Origin of the sequence: Stenotrophomonas sp., assembly GCF_032066555.1 — a bacterium.
Classification (GTDB): Bacteria; Pseudomonadota; Gammaproteobacteria; order Xanthomonadales; family Xanthomonadaceae; genus Stenotrophomonas.
Window position 1 is genome coordinate 163544 of sequence record NZ_DAMBKV010000009.1, and the last position, 15506, is coordinate 179049.

Consider the following 15506-nt stretch of genomic DNA (forward strand, 5'->3'; position numbering starts at 1 on the left):
TGCGACCTTATTTATGACCCACCTTCGATGGATTGGCTGTTGCCTGCTGTTGTCCTTGCTTGCTGCCTGCGGCAAGCCTGAAACCGCGCCTGTACATGCTGTACCCGTGCTGGTGGAGCACCCGGCCGGCAATGGCGGGGTAGCGATCAGTGCCTATCCGGGCGAGGTGCGTGCCCGCGAGGAAACCGCGCTGTCCTTCCGGGTCAGCGGCAAGCTGCTGCGGCGTGAAGTCGACGCCGGCCAGCGGGTGGACAAGGGGCAGTTGCTGGCCGAGCTGGATGTGGCTGACTACAGCCTGCAGGCACGCGCGGCACAGGCGCAATACGCCGCCGCCGAGGCCGACCTGGTCCGTGCCCGCGATGAGCACAAGCGCTACCAGACCCTGGCCAGCCAGCAGCTGGTCAGCCAGTCGGCGCTGGATGCGCAGACTGCGGCGTTGAAGGCCGCGCAGGGCCAGGCCGATGCGGCGCGGGCCAATCTGGACGTGGCGCGCAACCAGGCGGCTTATTCCCGGCTGCTCGCGCCGGAAGGCGGCATGATCGCCAGCCGCGAGGCCGAGGCCGGGCAGGTGGTGGCCGCCGGCCAGACCATCTATACGATGGCCGCCGATGGCGCGCGCGAAGTGGCTATTGCCCTGCCGGAAAGCGCCATCCGCGATTTCAGCGTTGGCCAGGCGGTCGAGGTCGAGTTGTGGAACCAGCAGGGCAAGCGTCTGTCAGGCAGCATCCGCGAGATCGCCGCCGCTGCCGATCCGCAGGCGCGTACCTATGCCGCGCGGGTCAGTCTGGCGGCTAAGGCATTGGACGCAGTCGAGCTGGGGCAGAGTGCGCGGGTGTTCATCGCCCACGGCAAGGACGGTGTGATGAGCATCCCGCTGGCGGCAGTACAGCCTGGCAAGCAGCCGCAGCAGGCCAGCGTGTGGGTGGTGAACCCGGCCGATGGCAAGTTGCAGGCGCGCGCGGTGACGCTGGGCGCTTATGGTCCGGAAAGCGTGCCGGTGCTGCAGGGCCTGAAGACTGAAGATTGGGTGGTTGCGGCCGGTGGGCATCTGCTGCGCGAGGGCCAGCAGGTGACTGCCGTTGATCGCAGCAACCGGCCGGTGCTTGCGCCTGCCGCCGTGTCCGCAAAGAAAGGGGAGTGAGGCGTGAAGCGCTTCAATCTCTCCGAATGGGCGCTCGGTAACCGCCCGCTAGTGCTGTTCATGATGATCGCGATGGCGATCATCGGTGCCTGGTCGTACAAGCACCTGGGGCAGTCCGAAGACCCGCCGTTCACCTTCAAGGCGATGGTGGTGCAGACCATGTGGCCCGGTGCCACCGCCGAGCAGGTGTCCAAGCAGGTCACCGAACCGATTGAAAAGGCGTTGATGAACACCGGGCAGTTCGAGTTCATCCAGGCCTATTCGCGCCCGGGTGAGTCGCAGGTGATCTTCATGGCGCGCGACTCGATGCCGTCCAAGGACGTGCCCGAGCTGTTCTACCAGGTGCGCAAGAAGGTCGGCGACATCCATTCGCAGTTGCCGGCCGAAGTGATCGGGCCGTTCTTCAACGATGAGTTCGGCGACACCTTCGGCAATATCTACGCGTTGACCGGCAAGGGCTTCGACTATGCGCTGATGCGCGACTATGCCGACCGCATCCAGCTGCAACTGCAGCGCGTGGATGACGTGGGCAAGGTCGATCTGCTCGGCCTGCAGGACGAGAAGGTCTGGATCCAGCTGTCCAACACCAAGCTGGCGACGCTGGGCGTGTCGATGCAGCAGGTGCAGCAGGCGCTGGCGCAGCAGAATGCGGTGGCCCCGGCCAGCTGGTTCGAGACCCCGACCGATCGCGTACAGCTGCGTGTGACCGGTCAGTTCACCTCGGTCGAGGACATCCGCAATTTCCCGATCCAGGCCGGTGATCGCACGGTGCGGCTGGGCGATATCGCTGAGGTGAAGCGCGGCTTCGCCGACCCGGCTTCGGCCAAGATGCGTTTCATGGGCGAGGACGCCATCGGCATTGCGGTGGCGATGAAGAACGGCGGTGACATCCTCAAGCTGGGCAAGACCCTGGACAGCGAGTTCGAGCAGCTGCAGAAGACGCTGCCGGCCGGCATGCAGCTGCGCAAGGTTTCCGATCAGCCGCATGCGGTGAAGGAATCGGTGGGCGAGTTCGTCAAGGTGCTGACCGAGGCGGTGGTGATCGTGCTGCTGGTGAGCTTCTTCTCGCTGGGCTGGCGTACCGGCCTGGTGGTGGCGGTGTCGATCCCGCTGGTGCTGGCGATGACCTTCTTCGTCATGCACCAGTTCGACATCGGCCTGCACAAGATTTCGTTGGGTGCCCTGGTGCTGGCGCTGGGTCTATTGGTGGATGACGCGATCATCGCGGTGGAGATGATGGCCACCAAGATGGAGCAGGGCTATGACCGCCTGCGTGCGGCCAGCTTTGCCTGGACCTCCACCGCGTTCCCGATGCTGACCGGCACCTTGATCACCGCCGCCGGCTTCCTGCCGATCGCCACCGCGGCGTCGAGTACCGGTGAGTACACGCGCTCGCTTTTCCAGGTGGTGACGATTGCGCTGGTGGTGTCGTGGATCGCCGCGGTGCTGTTCATTCCCTACCTCGGCGACAAGATGCTGCCGGACCTGCACAACCCGCAGCCGCCCAAGCCGGGCAGCATCGCCGGACGCTGGCGCGCGCTGCGTCTGCGTTGGGCCGACCGCAATCCGGCGTTGGCCAACCTGGTCAAGCCGAAGGAGCTGGCGCACGACCATGACCCCTACAAAAGCGCGTTCTACCAGCGCTTCCGGGTGTTCCTGGATGCCTGCCTGCGGCGTCGCTGGCTGGTGATCCTGGCCACGGCAGGTCTGTTCGTGTTCTCGCTGGTGATCTTCCGCTTCGTGCCGCAGCAGTTCTTCCCGGATTCGACCCGGCCCGAATTGATGGTGGATATCGAACTGGCCGAAGGCGCGTCGCTGACCGCTACCCAGGCCCAGGCCGAGAAGTTCGAGGCGTTGATCAAGGGCCACAAGGGTGTGGCCAACTTTGTCGGCTATGTCGGCAACGGTTCGCCGCGTTTCTACCTGCCGTTGGACCAGCAGCTGCCCGCCACCAACTTCGCCCAGTACGTGGTGCTGGCGCAGGACACCAAGGCGCGCGAGGAGCTGCGTGATTGGTTGTTGAAGGAGGTGGTACCGAAGTTCGGTGACGTGCAGCTGCGCGTGACCCGGCTGGAGAACGGCCCGCCGGTTGGTTACCCGGTGCAGTTCCGTATTTCCGGCGAGCATATCGAGCGGGTGCAGGCCATAGCCGCGCAGGTGGCGGAAAAGGTGCGGCAGAACCCGCATACCACCAACGTCAACCTCAACTGGAGCGAGCCGAGCAAGGTGGTGCGGCTGGTCGTCGACCAGGACCGCGCGCGGGTACTGGGCGTGAGCAGTGCGCAGATCGCACAGTTCCTGACCAGTTCGCTGTCGGGCATGAGCGTGAGCACCTACCGCGAAGGCAATCGCCAGATCGGCATGCTGCTGCGTGGCCCGGATGACGAACGGGCGCGTCTGGACATGCTCGGCAGCCTGGCCATCCCGACCGCCAACGGCAAATCGGTATCGCTGTCGCAGGTGGCCAAGCTGGAATATGCCTTCGAGGACGGCATCATCTGGCACCGTGACCGTCTGCCAACCGTCACCGTGCGCGCCGATATCGGCGACAGCATGCTGCCGGTAGGCGTGGTCGAACAGATCGTGCCGACCTTGAGCGAGATCCGCGATGCCCTGCCCAGTGGCTACCTGCTGGAAACCGGCGGCACGGTGGAGGACTCCGCGCGCGGCCAGGACTCGATCAAGGCCGGCATGCCGCTGTTCCTGGCGGTGGTGGCGACCTTGCTGATGGTGCAGCTGCGCAGCTTCTCGCGGGCGGCGATGGTGTTCATCACCGCACCGCTGGGCATCATCGGCGCGACCTGGTTCCTGTTGCTGTTCCAGGCGCCGTTCGGCTTCGTGGCGATGCTGGGCACGATTGCCCTGGCCGGCATGATCATGCGCAACTCGGTGATCCTGATCGACCAGATCCAGCAGGACATCGATGCCGGCCATGACCGCTGGCACGCCATCATCGATGCCACCGTGCGCCGCTTCCGGCCGATCGTACTGACTGCGCTTGCTGCAGTGCTGGCGATGATCCCGCTGTCGCGCAGTGCCTTCTATGGCTCGATGGCGATCTCGATCATGGGCGGGCTGATCGTCGGTACGGTGCTGACCCTGGTATTCCTGCCGGCCCTGTATGCGGCCTGGTTCCGGGTGCGCGCGGACGAGGCCGGCCACTGAGGATCCGCCCGCCGGGAACGGACCGCAGGCCAGCGCATAAGCGGCCTGCGTAAGGACGGCGTAAGAAACGGCGATGGATTTCACGTTTGAGATGGTAAATTGGCGCGTCGGCGGGGGAGCCGACGCGACCTGCGGAGGCGGGTTTGTCCAGACGCCACAGCCCATCCACGCTCATTGCCGCACTGCAGGCCGTTCGCATTCGCATGGCTGGGCTGCTTTGGGTGCTACTCGCCAGCAGCCTGCTGTGGGCCGGCGGCGCGCAGGCGGCCCGGCATACCGTGGCCGGCTGGGGTATGGAGCAGGGGCTGCCGCACAATCTGGTGCAGTCGATCGCGCAGGGCAGCGATGGCTTCATCTGGCTGGGTACGTGGGAGGGCGTGGTCCGCTTCAATGGCCGCAGCTTCACCGTCTTCGACCGCCAGAATACGCCCGGCATGGAGCTGTCCGGGGTGCTCAGCATCCTGCCCGAGGCCGATGGTGCGATGCTGTTCGGCACGGTTTCCGATGGCGTTTATCGCTACCACCGCGGCCGCTGGGAAGCGCTTGGCGGCGCCGATGCCCGGCATCTCTCGGTAAGCGCGCTGTTGCGCGATGGCGCCGGTGACCTCTGGATCGGGGCAAACGACAAACTGCTGAAGTTGCTGCCTTCGGGGCAGTTGCTGGATGCGGGCAGTGCCCTCGGCTTGCCCGAGGTGCCCATCACCGCGCTGCATGCCGGCAGCGGTGACACCTTGCTCGTCGCCACTGAAAAAGGCGTCTACCAGATCCGCAAGGGACAGCTGGGCGCGTGGAACAACACTGCGGGATGGGTGGTGCGTGACCTGCTTCCCGACGCAGAGGGCGGCTGGTTGATCGCCGCCGATGACGGCGTTCATTGGCTGCACGGCGATGGCCGCCGCCAGCATCTGCTGCCTGGCGAGCGGGTGGATGCGGTACGCCTGGATAACAGCGGTGCGGTATGGCTGAGCCTGTCGGCTGGACGCCTGGTGCGCTGGAATGCAGGCAATATCGAACGGATCGCGATCCCCGGCCAGGTCAGTCCGGCGCTGATGATCGATCGCGAGGGCCTGGTCTGGTCGGGCAGCACCGACGGTTTGTTCCGCATCGACGAGGGGGCTGCGCGTGGCCTGACCAGTGAGGACGGGCTGGGCTCGGACTATGTGCGCGCGCTGATCCAATCGGCGGACGGCAATGTCTGGATTGGCCACTCCGAAGGGCTCGACCGGCTGCGCGACGAGGCGATCAGCCGCGTGCGGCTGCTCCCTGGCAATGGCCGCGATGCGTCGGTGCTGGCCTTGGCGACACGTGGCGATGCGTTGTGGGCCGGCACGTACAACAAGGGCGTGTTCCACCTGGACGCGGCGGGAAAGGTGCTGCAACGGATTCCGTTGCCCGGTACGGTCCAGCCATTGGTGCGCAGCCTGCTCAGCGAGAGTGATGGCGGTCTGTGGATAGGCAGTTCCGAAGGACTGTTTCATCACCGGCAGGGGCAGCTGCGCCACTACGGACTGGAGGAGGGATTGCCAAGCCTGGCCGTGCATGCCTTGTATCGCGATGCCTCGGGTGTGCTGTGGATCGGCACCAACGGTGGCATGGCGAGCCTGGGCAAGGACGGCAAGCTGCAAGGGTGGTCGGCCGATCTCGACTTTCCTGCCCGCTATGTCTTCGATTTCCTGGGGGACGACAATGGTGACCTGTGGATGGCAACCGACCACGGTTTGCTGCGCAAGCGGGGGCTGGACATCACCGTGTTCGACCACCGCAACGGACTGCCGCGGGACAAGATCTTCCGGGTGATCGATGACGGTGGCGGACACCTGTGGCTGTCCAGCAACCAGGGGGTGTTCCGGCTGGACCGCCGCGACCTGATCGCGGTAGCCGCCGGTGCCCGCACCCATCTCGCGGTGCAGGTGCTGGACCATACCGATGGCATGCCCAGCAGCCAGGGCAATGGCGCATCCACGCCGGCAGGCTGGCTCACCAACGAAGGGGAGCTGTTGTTTCCCACTGGCGGCGGCCTGGCGGTGATCGATCCGCAACGCGTGGACGGCAATACCCGTTTCAACAAATTCCCCGTCGCCATCGAAAGCGTGGTGGTTGATGGCGATCCGCAACCACTGCGCAGCGCCTATGGCTTGCCCGCCGGCGTGGACCGGATTGCCGTGGCCTATGCCGGTTTGGGCTTCCGCGCGCCGGACAAGATGCGCTATCGCTATCGGCTGGAGGGCTTCGACCGGGACTGGGTGGATGCAGGCAGCCGTATCGAAGCGGTCTACACCAATCTGCCGCCGGGACACTATCGGCTGCGGATCCAGGCCATGTCGCTGCCGCTGGATTGGGAGAACACCAGCCGCGGCGGCGAGGCGGTACTGAGCCTGGATATCGCCGCCCCGCTTTGGCAGCGGCCCTGGGTGCGTTGGTTGAGCGGCGTTGCGTTGCTGGGTTTGCTGCTGCTGTTGCTGGGCTGGCGCGCGACCAGCTACCGGCTGCGGCAGAAACGCCTGAACGACGAGATCGCCGCGCGTACACAGGAACTGAGCGAGAAGAATCGTGCGCTCGAGCAGGCCGATTTCGAGCGCGCAAGTCTGCTGCAACGGCTGGAGCATCAGGCCATGCACGATGCGCTGACCGGCCTGCCGAACCGGCGTGCGGGTGATGCGTACCTGCAGAGGGCGCTGTCGCAGGCGGCAGCCGATGGCACGTCCTTGAACGTGGCGCTGGTCGATGTCGACCACTTCAAGCAGATCAACGACCGCTACGGGCACGAAGCGGGAGATCAGGTGTTGCGGGATATCGCCGGACTGCTGCAGCTGCGCCTGGGCAAGTGCCAGTTCGTGGCCCGCCATGGCGGCGAGGAGTTCCTGGTGGTGATGCCGGGCATGTCGCTGCAGGCGGCGGTGGAGGTCCTGCAGGAATTGCGGGTCCGGTTGGCGCGGCTGCGCTTTGAAGAGGTGGATGCCGAGGTGGGAGTCACTGTCAGCATCGGCGTTGCCACGCTCGGACCCGGCCAGGATACCGTTCGTACCCTGTTGGCGGCCGCGGACCGGCAGCTGTATCGGGCCAAGCGTGAAGGCCGCAACCGGGTGCTTGCCTGATCCGCGCAAAGGGGTGCTGCTGGACTTCGCGCTGATCAGCGGGGCCTGCGCAACGGTGTCATGCCGATGCCGCAGGCCACCAGCGCCAGGCCTGCCCATTTGAGCGCGCCATAGGTATTGCCCTGGTAGATATCGGCCAGCGCCAGCCAGAAGAAAGCGAGATTGGTCAGGACCGATACCAGGGCGGCATCACCGGGGTTGCGTGCGGCGACGGTGATGACGTGGATGCGCGCGGCGGCGATCAGGCCGATCGCGGCGACCGGCCACAGCGATGCCGGCCAGGCAGGACGAATGGCGGCAAGCAGGATCAGGGTCAACATGCCGGCGGACAGGTTGTAGAGACCGTTGGTGGTGCTGGCGCGTTCACCTGCCAGCGCAAGCTGGCCCAGGGTCAGGAACGACCCGGCATAGGCCAGCGCGGCGGAAGCGGCCAGCAGATGCGAACCGTTGAGGTTGAGACCGGCGGTTCCCGGTTGCAGCGTCAAGGCCAGGCCGGCGAAGGCCAGCACCGCACCTGCACGTGCGCGCAGGTCGCGCACTGCCTGGAACGTTACCAGCAGGGGGGCGGCGTTTAGCAGCATCGAGACCTCGATCGCGCTTGCGCCCGGCCAGGACAGCGCGGCGTAGTACGCCGCGAACGCCCACACCCCCACCACGCTGCGCAGGGCATGCAGGCGCAGGGGAGCCTTGGGAAGCTCCTGTGGCGGGTTCAGCAGCGCGCCTACCAGATACTGTGCAATCAACAGCCATAGCGGATGGATCGATGCGCTGGCCTGGCTGCTGACGATCAGCGCGGTGATGGCGGACAGCAGGCTGGCAACAGCGCCGAGCAGCAGCGTTCGCATCAGCCCGGTCTGATCGCCGTCGGACGCGCGAAGCTGCCGTATTGCCGCTGGGGAAGAGTGACGGGTATGGGCAGGCGGCGCGCAACGGTGCGCCACCTGCTGGCTGCGGCGGGCGTAGCGGATTGTCCCTGTCGCGCTGGGAAGCGCTGCGCAGCGAGGCATTGCTTGTCCTCGATGCCGACGTCACCTGGATCAGGCAACAAGGAAATCTTCGATGCAGGGCGAGGAAGGTTGGCCGGCGGCGCTTGCCCCTTGCTCATGGCGCTGCCTGCTGCGTGTTGCGTCGGTTGCGTAGCGACGGCGCTGCCAGCAGCGCCGTCAGTGCCGTGCCCAGCTGGCGGACCTGGTCGACGGTATGCGCTGCGGATAGGGATACCCGTATTGCTCCCTGGCCGCGGGCGATGGTGGGGTAGTAAACCGGGGTGGTGATGGCGTCATGGAGGCTCAGCAGCGTATCCGCACTGGCAATGGCCGCGGCGGCATCGCGGCAGGGAATGACCCTGAACGCGATATCGGTGCCGGCCTGCTGGGTGGTGATGCCAGCCGCGCCGAGCAGGCTGTCGAACAAGGCCAGGCGCGCCGCAAGGGTCGTGCTCAAGCGACGATGTTCCGCGGGAGTCGCCAGGATCTTCATCGCTGCCAGGATCGCGCCCTGCGCCGAGGCATCCAGGTTGCAGGAGAACCGGTCGGCGACCGAATCCTTCAGCAAACCGCCAACGAAGGCCCGCGGGCCGACCATGAAACCTCCCGCCGCGCCGAAGGCCTTGCCGAAGGAACCGGTAACAACGGTGCGTCCCGCATGCTGCTGCAGCGCTTCCATGGCCTTGCCGCGGCCGTTGCTGCCATGCATGCCAACCGAGTGCGCATCATCCAGCCACAGCTGGCCATTGGCATTGTCATCGAGGAACCGTGAGAGCCCCTCGAAATCGGCAAAACCTCCCATCGAATACAGGCCGTCTTCGATGACAACCACGGCGCGTCGCGTGGTTCTTGCCAGCGCACTGGCAACGGCGACGGTGTTCCTCGTGGTGATGACGCGATTGGCTGCAAACGCGCCCTTTACCGCGAAGTGCACGGTGGCGTGTGCATTCGGGTGGACGACCGCCGTGGCATCGACGGCATCCGCGGCAAAGCCGGCGGCGGTGGCGATGTTGGCGGAGAGGGTGGTGGGATAGATTCTGGCCTGTGAGTCGCCGGTCTTCATCTCCACCAGGCGTCGGCTGATCTCATGGGTGAGCGCGGTTTGCGCGCGCGCCATCGCCACGCTGGAGTGCACGGCACCAAACTGGGCGATTGCATCAATGGACGCGCGTGATACTTCGGTGCGGGTGTTGAGCCCCAGCGGGCTGTTGGAGAGAAAGTCGGTTACCCAGCGCGAGCCACCGGCAGCCAGCACGCGCAGTGTGCGGTTGCGGCCGCACTCCAGGATCTGCATGCCGTAGAGATTCCTGCGCCTTGCATCATCGTCCGCAGACGTGCCGGCGGTGTCGATGTGCAGGTCCATGCTTGAGTGGGAGATCGCCATTTCCAGCTTCCATTCCGTTGGGAGCGCTGAATGTAGCCAGCGCTTCATAGCCGGAATATTTCAAGCCTGAAGATGCATTCGAATAAGCAAGCACGCACCGCTTCCGTTGTTGTAGTGCTGTACGGAAGGAATTTTTCGCTGGCAGCTATCGGCAGAGAAGGGGGCCTGCACGCTGCGCGTGCATTGATGTCGCCGTGAATGTTGGCAGTGCCAACAGCCTGCTGCACGCGTACCAGGCGGTACAGTGCGGTGGGTTGCGGCAGGCATCGGTGGCATGTGGAAGTGGCCAACGATGATGTACCGTAAAAGAGAACGGCGCCCAGGGGCGCCGTTGCTGTGCTGCGTTTCCTGGTGCTGCCTCAGTACAGACCCTGCGCCAGCATCGCGTCGGCAACCTTGACGAAGCCGGCGATGTTGGCGCCGTCCACGTAGTTGACGCTGCCATCGGCACGCACGCCATGCTGCACGCAGTTGGCGTGGATCTCCTTCATGATCACGTGCAGGCGCTCGTCGACGTCGGCATGGCGCCAGGACAGGCGCAATGCGTTCTGGCTCATTTCCAGGCCGGACGTTGCCACGCCACCGGCGTTGCTGGCCTTGCCCGGTGCATACAGCGTGCCGGCCTGCAGGAACACATCCACCGCTTCCAGCGTGGACGGCATGTTGGCGCCTTCGGCCACGCACAGCACGCCGTTGTGGACCAGGGTGCGGGCGTCGGTTTCATCCAGTTCGTTCTGGGTGGCGCAGGGCAGGGCGATGTCGGCCGGGATATGCCAGGGGCGACGGTCGGCCAGGAATTCGAAGCGGGCATCGTCGGCCAGTTCGGACAGGCGGCCGCGGCGCTCGTTCTTCAACGCCATCACTTCCTGCAGGCCCTGCTCGTCGAAGCCATCGCGTGCGTACAGGGTGCCGCCGGAGTCGGAGAAGGTCAGGACCTTGGCGCCGAGTTCGCTGGCCTTGATGGCCGCGTACTGGGCGACATTGCCGGAGCCGGAGACCAGCACCTTGGCGCCATGGGTCTGGCGCTTGGCGTGGTGCAGCATCTGCTCGACGAAATAGACCGTGCCAAAGCCGGTGGCTTCCGGCCGCATCAGGCTGCCACCATAGGCCAGGCCCTTGCCGGTGAACACGCAGGCGGCGTCATTGCTGAGCTTCTTCATCATGCCGGCCATGAAGCCGACCTCGCGTGCGCCGACGCCGATGTCACCGGCCGGCACGTCGGTATCCGGGCCCAGGTGGCGGTACAGCTCCAGCATCAGCGCCTGGCAGAAGCGCATCACCTCGCCATCGCTCTTGCCCTTGGGATCGAAGTCCGAGCCGCCCTTGCCACCGCCCATCGGCAGCGTGGTCAGTGCGTTCTTGAAGGTCTGCTCGAAGGCCAGGAACTTGAGGATGGACAGGTTCACCGAGGGGTGGAAACGCATGCCGCCCTTGAACGGGCCGATCGCCGAGCTGTGCTGCACGCGCCAGGCGCGGTTGACGTGGGTCTGACCCTTGTCATCGGCCCAGGCGACGCGGAACTGGATGACCCGCTCCGGCTCTACCAGACGTTCCAGCAACCCGTATTGCGTGTATTTCGGGTTCTGCTGCAGGAAGGGCCACAGGCTGTGGGCTACCTCTTTGACTGCCTGCAGGAACTCGGATTGGTTGGGGTCGCGCTTGGCCACATAGGCCAGGAAGTCGTCGGGGGTACGGTAGTTCAAGGTCATTCCTTTTCAATGCGGGACCTGAAGAACGGGTCCAATAGGAGACAGGTCCAAGAAAAAAAGCAGCGTGGTATCCACCAGGCGGGAACAGCCCGCAAAAAAAGACGCGGCCAAAGGCCGCGTCCAGTTACATCATTTCAACTGCGCAAGCACGGCCGCGCCGGCTTGCCGGGTGCTGAGTGCCTGGCCTTGCGCGGCCAGGTCGGCGGTGAAGTGGCCGCCATCCAGTGCTGCGGTGACCGCCTGTTCGATGGCGGCGGCTTCGGCTTCCAGCCCCAACGAATGACGCAGCAGCATCGCCGCGCTCAAGATGGTGGCATAGGGGTTGGCAATACCCTTGCCGGCGATATCCGGAGCCGAACCGTGGATCGGCTCGTAGATGCCGACTTTGCCTTGTTCCCCCAACGAGGCGGAAGGCAACAGGCCCAGCGAGCCGGCCAGCATCGAGGCCTCGTCGGTGAGGATGTCGCCGAACATGTTCTCGGTGACGATCACGTCGTAGACGCGCGGCTTGGCGATCAGGTGCATGGCCATGGAGTCGACCAACTGGTGTTCCAGCTCCACGTCCGGGAACTCTTCGCGGCCGATGCGGGCGGCGATATCGCGCCACAGGCGCGAGGTTTCCAGCACGTTGGCCTTGTCCACCGAAGTCAGCTTGCCGCGGCGCTGCTGGGCCAGGCGGAAGGCGCTGCGCAGCACGCGCTCGATTTCCACCACGGTGTAGCGGCACAGGTCGCTGGCGCTGTCGGCGTCACGGGTCTTGTCACCGAAGTAGATGCCGCCGGTGAGCTCGCGCACCACCACGAAGTCCACGTCCTTGAGCAGTTCCGGCTTGATCGGTGAGGCGTTGAGCGCGGCCGGGTGGGTGCGTACCGGGCGCAGGTTGGCAAACAGGCCCAGCGCCTTGCGGATGGCCAGCAGGCCTTGTTCCGGGCGCACCTTGGCATTGGGGTCGGACCACTTGGGGCCACCGACGGCGCCCAGCAGCACGGCATCGGCCTTGCTGCAGGCTTCCAGCGTGGCGGCCGGCAGCGGCTCGCCGTGCTTGTCGATGGCAATGCCGCCGATGTCGTGTTCGCTGAAGCTGAAGCTGTGGCCGAAGCGGGTGGCGACGGCCTTGAGCACGTCGACGGCGACGGCGGTGATTTCAGGACCGATGCCGTCACCCGGCAGTACGACGATATTGGCTTGCATGTAGGGGTTCCGGTTGCTGCTGTTGTTGGGAGCTCCCTCCCTTGCGCCGAAGGCGCAGGGGAGGGCCGGGGAGGGGTTAGCTCTTGCCGTTGCCGTTTGAGCACTACAAGCCAAAAGCCAACCCCCTCCCGACCTCCCCCTGCCGGCTACGCCAGCAAGGGGAGGGGTGTTTCGCGCGCTGCCCTGCGGGCGATGCGGATTTACTCCCTCCCTTGCGCCGAAGGCGCAGGGGAGGGTTGGGGAGGGGTAGCTTCTGCCGTTGCCGCTTGCGCATTACAAGCCGAAGCCAACCCCCTCCCGACCTCCCCCTGCCGGCAACGCCAGCAAGGGGAGGGGTGTTTCGTCAGGCTGCCTTCGCAGCCTCATACCGCTCGATTTCATCCACCCGGCCCAGCAGCCAGCCCAGCTGATCCACGCCTTCCAGCAGACAGGTCTGCGAGAAGCCATCCAGCGGGAAGCTGTACGCCTTGCCGCTGGACGTGCGCAGCTCACGCGCTGCTACATCCACGGTCAGTTCGTCATCCGGGTTCTGCATCAGTTCCTGCACGTCGGCTTCGTCCAGCACGATCGGCAGCAGGCCGTTCTTCAATGAGTTACCACGGAAGATGTCGGCGATCTCGCTGCTGACAATCGCCTGCAGGCCCAGATCCGTCAATGCCCACGGCGCATGTTCGCGCGAGGAGCCGCAACCGAAGTTGCGCCCGGCCAGCAGGATGGCGCGGCCCTGGTTGTGCGGCTGGTTGAAGGCGAAGTCCGCATTCGGCGAGCCATCGGCCTGCCAGCGCCAATCATTGAAGGCATTCTTGCCCAGCCCGGCACGCTCGGTGGTGGACAGGAAACGCGCCGGGATGATCTGGTCGGTGTCGATATTGGTCTGGCGCAGCACCACGCTGCGCGAAACGATGCGGGTCAGTGCGGCCATCAGTACAGCTCCAGTGCGTAGCCCTTCTCCCACCGGGAGAAGGCGGCGCGCAGCGCCGGATGAGGGTGTGCTTGTGTAATTTCCATCACGCCACCTCCTTGGCAAACAATTCGCGGGTGTCGGCAACACGGCCGTTCACCGCCGCCCATGCCGCGCTCATCGGCGAAGCCAGCAGGGTGCGCGACCCCGGGCCCTGGCGGCCTTCGAAATTGCGGTTGCTGGTGCTCACCGCCAGCTGGCCCGGTGCGACCAGGTCACCGTTCATGGCGATGCACATCGAGCAGCCCGGCTCACGCCATTCGGCACCGGCAGCGCGCACGATCTCGTGGATGCCTTCGGCCTCGGCGTCGCGCTTGACGATCTCCGAACCCGGCACCACCAGCATGCGCACGCCATCGGCGACGCGGCGGCCGCGCAGCACCTGCGCCACTTCGCGCATGTCACTCAGGCGGCCATTGGTGCAGGAGCCGACGAACACCACGTCCACCGGCGTGCCGACCAGGGAATGGCCGGCCTCGAATTTCATGTAGTCCAGGCCCTTCTGCGCAGCGGCGTCGTTGGCGGCCGGGATCGGCGCATCCACTGCAATCGCGGTGCCCGGGTGCGTGCCCCAGGTCAGGGTCGGGCGGATGTCGGCGGCATCGATCTGCACTTCCACATCGAAGCGCGCGCCGTCGTCGGTGTTCAGGGTCTTCCAGTACGCCACGGCGGTGTCGAAGTCAGCGCCCTTGGGGCCACGCGGGGTCTTGCCGACCCAGTCGAAGGTGACCTGGTCCGGTGCCACCATGCCGGCGCGGGCGCCAGCCTCGATCGACATGTTGCACAGGGTCATGCGCTGTTCCATGTCCATCGCGCGGATCGCCGAGCCGCGGAACTCCAGCACATGGCCGGTGCCGCCGTTGACGCCGATCACGCCGATGATGTGCAGCACCACGTCCTTGGCGCCGACGCCCGGGGCCAGTTCGCCATCAACGGTGATGGCCATGGTCTTGGCTTTGCGCTGCAGCAGGCACTGCGTGGCCAGCACGTGGCCGACTTCGCTGGTGCCGATGCCGAAGGCCAGCGAGCCGAACGCACCATGCGTGGAAGTGTGGCTGTCACCGCAGACGATGGTCATGCCCGGCTGGGTGAAACCCTGCTCCGGGGCGATGACGTGGACGATGCCGCGGTTGGCCGAGGACAGGTCGAACAGCTCGATGCCGTACTCGGCGCAGTTCCTGGCCAGCGTTTCGACCTGCGCCTCGGAGGCCTTGCTGGCGTAGGGCAGCTTGCCGTCCGGGCCGGCCGGCAGGGTCGGCGTGGAGTGGTCCATCGTCGCCTTGGTGCGGTCCGGGCGGCGCGGCTTCAGGCCGCGCTGGCGCAGTTCGGTGAAGGCCTGCGGCGAGGTCACTTCGTGGATCAGGTGCAGGTCGATATACAGCACGGCCGGCGCGTTGTCGGATTCGGGGACGACAACGTGGGCGTCCCACAGTTTGTCGTACAGGGTTTTGGGTGCGGAGCTCATCAGTACGTTCCGTTGCCTATGTTCTGCCGTCGCGCTCAGGCGCTGACGGCTTCCTCGGTCTTGCTGCCTTCACGCTGGCGCAGCAGGCGGTTGGTGACATCCAGCCAGGCCAGGGCACTGGCTTCGATGATGTCACGGCTGGTGCCGGTGCCTTCGAGGATCTCGCCTTCGTGGCGTACGCTCAGGTTGGCTTCGCCGCGGGCATCGGCGCCGATGCCGACGCTGTGCACGTGGTAGCTGTCCAGGGTCAGCTGGATGCCGGTGGCGGCCGACAAGGCCGAGAACAATGCATCGACCGGGCCGTCGCCCTGCGCGGTTTCGGCTACGCGGTTGCCTTCCGGATCGGACAGTTCAACCAGCGCGTTGGCGCGGCTGCCGACGTCGCTGATGGTCATCGAGGCCAGGCGGT

Annotated in this window: 10 protein-coding genes; 3 read left to right on the forward strand and 7 right to left on the reverse strand. The window is 65.7% G+C overall.

Features of this window, described 5'->3' with window-relative positions; genetic code table 11:
• The first annotated feature begins 13 nt into the window (after window positions 1-13).
• The 3 genes from RT131_RS12460 to RT131_RS12470 all read left to right on the forward strand — a co-directional run bounded on the left by RT131_RS12460 (window position 14) and on the right by RT131_RS12470 (window position 7401).
• Window positions 14-1141 carry an efflux RND transporter periplasmic adaptor subunit gene (locus RT131_RS12460; RefSeq protein ID WP_313173125.1) on the forward strand — a complete coding sequence of 376 codons (1128 nt, stop codon included), beginning with the start codon at window positions 14-16 and terminating at the stop codon, window positions 1139-1141.
• Window positions 1142-1144: 3 nt separating this feature from the next.
• The gene (locus tag RT131_RS12465; RefSeq protein WP_313173126.1) at window positions 1145-4306 is read left to right on the forward strand and encodes an efflux RND transporter permease subunit; all 3162 of its coding nucleotides are present in this window, start codon (window positions 1145-1147) and stop codon (window positions 4304-4306) included.
• A gap of 143 nt (window positions 4307-4449) precedes the next feature.
• Window positions 4450-7401 carry a diguanylate cyclase gene (locus tag RT131_RS12470; protein ID WP_313173127.1) on the forward strand — a complete coding sequence of 984 codons (2952 nt, stop codon included), beginning with the start codon at window positions 4450-4452 and terminating at the stop codon, window positions 7399-7401.
• A 35-nt stretch (window positions 7402-7436) separates the two neighbouring features.
• Here RT131_RS12470 and RT131_RS12475 read toward each other — a convergent pair whose 3' ends face one another.
• From RT131_RS12475 to RT131_RS12505, 7 genes are all read right to left on the reverse strand, one after another.
• Window positions 7437-8246, reverse strand: a complete 810-nt coding sequence (locus tag RT131_RS12475; RefSeq protein ID WP_313173128.1) for a hypothetical protein — start codon at window positions 8244-8246, stop codon at window positions 7437-7439.
• 256 nt (window positions 8247-8502) lie between these two features.
• Window positions 8503-9771: an aminotransferase class I/II-fold pyridoxal phosphate-dependent enzyme gene (locus RT131_RS12480; RefSeq protein WP_313173129.1), complete on the reverse strand. Its 1269-nt coding sequence runs from the start codon at window positions 9769-9771 to the stop codon at window positions 8503-8505.
• 359 nt (window positions 9772-10130) lie between these two features.
• Entirely contained in the window at window positions 10131-11474 is a 1344-nt protein-coding gene (gene gdhA / locus RT131_RS12485; protein WP_313173130.1) for an NADP-specific glutamate dehydrogenase, read from the reverse strand.
• A gap of 135 nt (window positions 11475-11609) precedes the next feature.
• Complete coding sequence (leuB, locus tag RT131_RS12490) at window positions 11610-12671, reverse strand: 3-isopropylmalate dehydrogenase (RefSeq protein WP_313173131.1); 1062 nt, start codon at window positions 12669-12671, stop codon at window positions 11610-11612.
• A 343-nt stretch (window positions 12672-13014) separates the two neighbouring features.
• Window positions 13015-13593: a 3-isopropylmalate dehydratase small subunit gene (gene leuD / locus RT131_RS12495; protein ID WP_313173132.1), complete on the reverse strand. Its 579-nt coding sequence runs from the start codon at window positions 13591-13593 to the stop codon at window positions 13015-13017.
• Window positions 13594-13678: 85 nt separating this feature from the next.
• The gene (gene leuC, locus RT131_RS12500) at window positions 13679-15097 is read right to left on the reverse strand and encodes a 3-isopropylmalate dehydratase large subunit (RefSeq protein WP_313173133.1); all 1419 of its coding nucleotides are present in this window, start codon (window positions 15095-15097) and stop codon (window positions 13679-13681) included.
• A 35-nt stretch (window positions 15098-15132) separates the two neighbouring features.
• Window positions 15133-15506: alpha-isopropylmalate synthase regulatory domain-containing protein (locus tag RT131_RS12505; RefSeq protein ID WP_313173134.1), on the reverse strand; the 374-nt coding region annotated here is incomplete at its 5' end.

Coding starts and splice junctions, on each gene's coding strand:
- RT131_RS12460 (WP_313173125.1), top strand. CDS start 14: ATGACCCACCTTCGATGGATTGGCTGTTGCCTGCTGTTGTCCTTGCTT.
- RT131_RS12475 (WP_313173128.1), bottom strand. CDS start 8,246: ATGCGAACGCTGCTGCTCGGCGCTGTTGCCAGCCTGCTGTCCGCCATC.
- RT131_RS12480 (WP_313173129.1), bottom strand. CDS start 9,771: ATGGCGATCTCCCACTCAAGCATGGACCTGCACATCGACACCGCCGGC.
- leuB (WP_313173131.1), bottom strand. CDS start 12,671: ATGCAAGCCAATATCGTCGTACTGCCGGGTGACGGCATCGGTCCTGAA.
- leuD (WP_313173132.1), bottom strand. CDS start 13,593: ATGGCCGCACTGACCCGCATCGTTTCGCGCAGCGTGGTGCTGCGCCAG.
- leuC (WP_313173133.1), bottom strand. CDS start 15,097: ATGAGCTCCGCACCCAAAACCCTGTACGACAAACTGTGGGACGCCCAC.